The organism is Halorubrum kocurii JCM 14978, assembly GCF_000337355.1.
GTDB lineage: Archaea > Halobacteriota > Halobacteria > Halobacteriales > Haloferacaceae > Halorubrum > Halorubrum kocurii.
In genome coordinates this window covers 1-3,622 of sequence record NZ_AOJH01000059.1, presented here as the reverse complement: position 1 = coordinate 3,622, position 3,622 = coordinate 1, and the positions used below count along the sequence as shown (strand labels likewise).

General features: G+C 68.6%; 4 protein-coding genes, 1 tRNA gene and 1 pseudogene. 4 read left to right on the top strand and 2 right to left on the bottom strand.

Annotated features, from left to right (window positions below):
• Nucleotides 1–246 (bottom strand): nickel insertion protein (larC, locus tag C468_RS08875; RefSeq protein WP_008848554.1); only part of this gene is annotated, 246 nt, incomplete at its 3' end.
• A 175-nt stretch (nt 247–421) separates the two neighbouring features.
• Here larC and C468_RS08870 point away from each other — a divergent pair.
• Nucleotides 422–1,597, top strand: a complete 1,176-nt coding sequence (locus C468_RS08870; RefSeq protein WP_008848553.1) for an inorganic phosphate transporter — start codon at nt 422–424, stop codon at nt 1,595–1,597.
• A 57-nt stretch (nt 1,598–1,654) separates the two neighbouring features.
• Here C468_RS08870 and C468_RS08865 read toward each other — a convergent pair whose 3' ends face one another.
• Nucleotides 1,655–2,371: an undecaprenyl diphosphate synthase family protein gene (locus C468_RS08865; protein ID WP_008848552.1), complete on the bottom strand. Its 717-nt coding sequence runs from the start codon at nt 2,369–2,371 to the stop codon at nt 1,655–1,657.
• Between the two features lie 144 nt (nt 2,372–2,515).
• Here C468_RS08865 and C468_RS08860 point away from each other — a divergent pair, with 144 nt between their 5' ends.
• From C468_RS08860 to C468_RS08850, 3 genes and pseudogenes are all read left to right on the top strand, one after another.
• A complete protein-coding gene (locus C468_RS08860) occupies nt 2,516–3,046 on the top strand; it encodes a hypothetical protein (RefSeq protein ID WP_008848551.1) in 531 nt (176 codons plus the stop codon).
• Nucleotides 3,047–3,072: 26 nt separating this feature from the next.
• Nucleotides 3,073–3,156, top strand: a tRNA-Ser gene (locus C468_RS08855).
• A 346-nt stretch (nt 3,157–3,502) separates the two neighbouring features.
• Nucleotides 3,503–3,622: pseudogene (locus C468_RS08850) on the top strand (superoxide dismutase); the annotation flags it as partial.

Sequence of the window (3,622 nt, the reverse complement as noted above, 5' to 3'; positions counted from 1 at the left end):
GCTGTCGCCCTCTCCGCCGCCGCTGTCGCCCTCTCCGCCGCCGCTGTCGCCGTCGTCGTCGTCGAGGAGCACGTCGACGGTCGTCGCCCGAATCCCGCTCTTCGTCGTTTCTCCCACCTCGTACCGGACCGGCAGCCGGTCGGCCACGGGCGTGAGGACGTCCGGGTCGGCGCCGGCCGCGATCAGCGCGGCGCAGATCATGTCGCCGGCCGCGCCGGTCCGGCCGTCGAAGACGAGCGTTCGCATGGCGGATCGGAGGCCACCGCGAGACAAATACTCCCGGATCCGATCCGTCGCGCCTCGCTCCGGATCGGTCTTTTAAACAGACCCCTCGAAACGCCGAGCGGCCGGGGGCGTCGCGGTTCTGTCGGGACGTCGAAACCTGTTCGTTTAACCCGCCGTGTGTCGTTATGACGAGTATATGGTTGAGGCCTTGCTTCTCGTCGGGTTCGTGGTCGCGGCGTTCGTCGGGTACAACATCGGCGGCGCGACGACCGGGCCGGCGTTCGGTCCCGCGGTCGGCGCGGACGTGATCTCGAAGTCGGGCGCCGCGGCGCTGATGTCGGTGTTCTTCTTCATCGGTGCGGGGACGCTGGGGCAGCGCGTCGTGACGACGCTCGGCGAGGACCTCGTCACCGGCGGCAACGTGTTCACTCTGGAAACGAGCATCGTCGTCCTCTTCTTCATCGGCGGCGCGCTGTTCGTCGGCAACTTCGCCGGCGTGCCGGCGTCGACGTCGATGACGGCGGTCGGCGCCATCGCTGGGCTCGGACTGGCGACGGGCACCCTCGACCGGGCCGTGATGGGCGAGATCGCCATCTGGTGGATCGTCGCGCCNGTCGCGCCGATCATCGGGTTCTGGGTCTCGGGCGTCGTCGGCCGGTACTTTTACCCCGCGATCGACAGCTGGGTGGCGATCGAGAGCACCGACGGCGCGCTGTTCGAGATCGACCGCTCGGGCGCGATCCCGAAGCCGGTACCGGGCCCGGACACGACGCGCCGCGAGCTCGTCGGCGGGTTCGTCGTCATGGCGATCGGCTGTCTGATGGCCTTCTCCTCGGGCACGTCGAACATCGCGAACGCGATCGCGCCTCTGGTCGCGCTCGACAACGTGGAGATGACGCCGATGATCCTCCTCGGGAGCGCCGCCGTCGCGGTCGGAGCGTTCACGATCGCGCGCCGGACGCTCGACACGCTCGGGAACGACATCACCGACCTCCCGTTGACCGCGGCGATCGTCGTCGCCTGCGTCTCTTCCGGGATCGTCATCAGCCTCTCGGCGGTCGGCATCCCGGCGTCGTTCGTCATCATCGCGACGATGTCGATCGTGGGGCTCGGATGGGGTCGCGCGACGCGAACCGTGACGGTCAAGCAGGGGATCCGCGGCGAGAAGGAGCCGAAAGTCTCCGTCGGCGCGCTGAAGGCCGACGAGACGGGACCGATCGGTGAGGGCGACCCGTCGGACATCCCCTCGGCGTCGGACCTGTTCAACCCGACCACGAGCGCGCGCGTCGTGCTGATGCAGAACGTCGTTCCGATCCTCTCGACTGTCGGCGCGCTCGTCACGTTCACGCTCCTGTTCCGGTTCGTCTGGTGAGAACGCGCAAGCACGGGCGCGGGCGCGGGAACAGGGTAGCGACGCGCTACCCCGGCCTCACCGACCGAACCGCCGCTGCCGGTCCTGAAAGTCGAGCACCGCACGGAGGTAGTCCCGCTTTCTGAAGTCCCGCCAGTTCACGTCGGTGAAGTAGAGCTCCGCGTACACCGACTGCCAGATGGCGAAGTCGGAGAGCCGCTCGGCCCCGGTCTTGATCACGAGGTCTGGCTCCTCGGGGAACACGAGCCGGTCCGAGACGTCGGCGGCGTCGATCGACTCCGGATCGAGGTCGCCGGCCTCCACGTCGGCTGCGAGCTCCCGAACGGCGGCCGCGAACTCGGCCTTCCCGCCGAGCCCGACCGTGATCCGGATCGGCGCGTCACTCGCTTTCGCACCACTCGCTCTCGCACCACTCGCCCTCGCGTCGCGAAGCCGATTCCCGGGTCCGCTTCCGTCACCGCTCTCGGGCTCGGTCGCGCCCTCGGCCTCGTCGAGCGCCGCGTCTTCCGGTCCGCGAACGACGAGCCGTCGGGGGGCGTCGACCTGCCTGAGTTCGCGGACGAGCGTCGGGACGACGGCGGCGTCGAGGACGGACACCGAGACGGTGACGCGCTCCGCGCCGTACTCGAAGGCCCACCCGAGCGCCGCCGAGAGGGTGTCGAACGCGCCGTCGGCGAGGAGGTCGCGCTCAGTGATGACGATCGCGACGTGTTCGGGCGGGTTGCCGTCGTGGAGGCGGTGTCGGACGGCGAGATACGTGTCGTACAGGCCCACGGGGAGACCTCCCGTCGCGCAGTATAAAAGTCCACGTCACCCGAAGCGGTGCGACCGGTTTCGGGGCGGCGGCGATCTCCCACTCTCGGCCCGGTCGCGACAGGTGACGAGGGGTTTAATTCGCCGTCGGCCGTAGCGCCGTCGATGGCAGACAGCTACCGCGGGGTGTTCGGTGCGATCCCCTACGCGATCCGCGAGACCGAGTCGTGGACCATGCGCGTGTACGGCGTGATCGGGGCGCTCGCGGCCGGGGTGATCGCGACGGTGGTCACCCTCGCGCTCGTCGTCTGGATGGCCGAGACCGCTGAGGTGCAGAGCGGGACGTTCCTGTTCTCTCGGTCCCTGTACGTGATCGCCGGGTTCGCCGCGGTTGCGCCGCTGCTCGCGCCCCTCCTGTTCGTCGCTCGCCGGCATCGCCGCGGCGACCCGGTGAAGGCCGGCTACGACCGGAAGCTCGCGTACGGCGGGTTCCTGTTCCTTCTCTCGCTGTACATCGGGATGGTCATCTCCGCCCCGGCCGAGCTCCGCGAGCCGACCGAGTCGGTCGTCGTCGGTGCCCTGTACGGGCTCCCGCAGGTCGCGGGCGTCGTCCCGCCGGTTCTCGCCGCGCTCGTCGTGTTCTGGATCCACTACCGGCTTCGCGGGTCCGACGCGAGCGACACCGACACCCCTTAGTCGGACGCTCCCGACGGTCCGGACGCGGTGGGATGGCAGAGCGGCCCATTGCGCCGGTCTTGAAAACCGGTAGCCTCACGGCTTCCTGGGTTCGAATCCCAGTCCCACCGTGAGCGCGCGGCGCACTCCGCGCCGCGCGCGTTCCGTGCGCGGATTCGAATCAGAGAGCGACCGGTAGGGAGCGACCGTGGTTCGAATCCCAGTCCCACCGGAAGCGCGGCGCACTCCGCGCCGCGCGCGTCTCGCCTCGACGCAGAGAAACCCTTTTTGGTTACGTCCACGCACCGATAGCGAGACGACTCGTTCGCCGCCCGAGCCGTGTCCCGGCCTGAACCACAAGGTCAGCGCTCTCGACCCGCGGCGTCAGAGATCCGCGGTGTACAGTGACGCGTGCTATCGTGTCCCGCATTATCTTTAACAGGATTCCGGTACATGTTATTGACAGGTGATACAACGATGAGCTACGAACTCGATCCGCTACCGTACGACTACGACGCGCTGGAACCGCACATCTCCGAGCAGGTGCTCGAATGGCATCACGACACCCACCATCAGGGGTACGTGAACGGCTGGAAC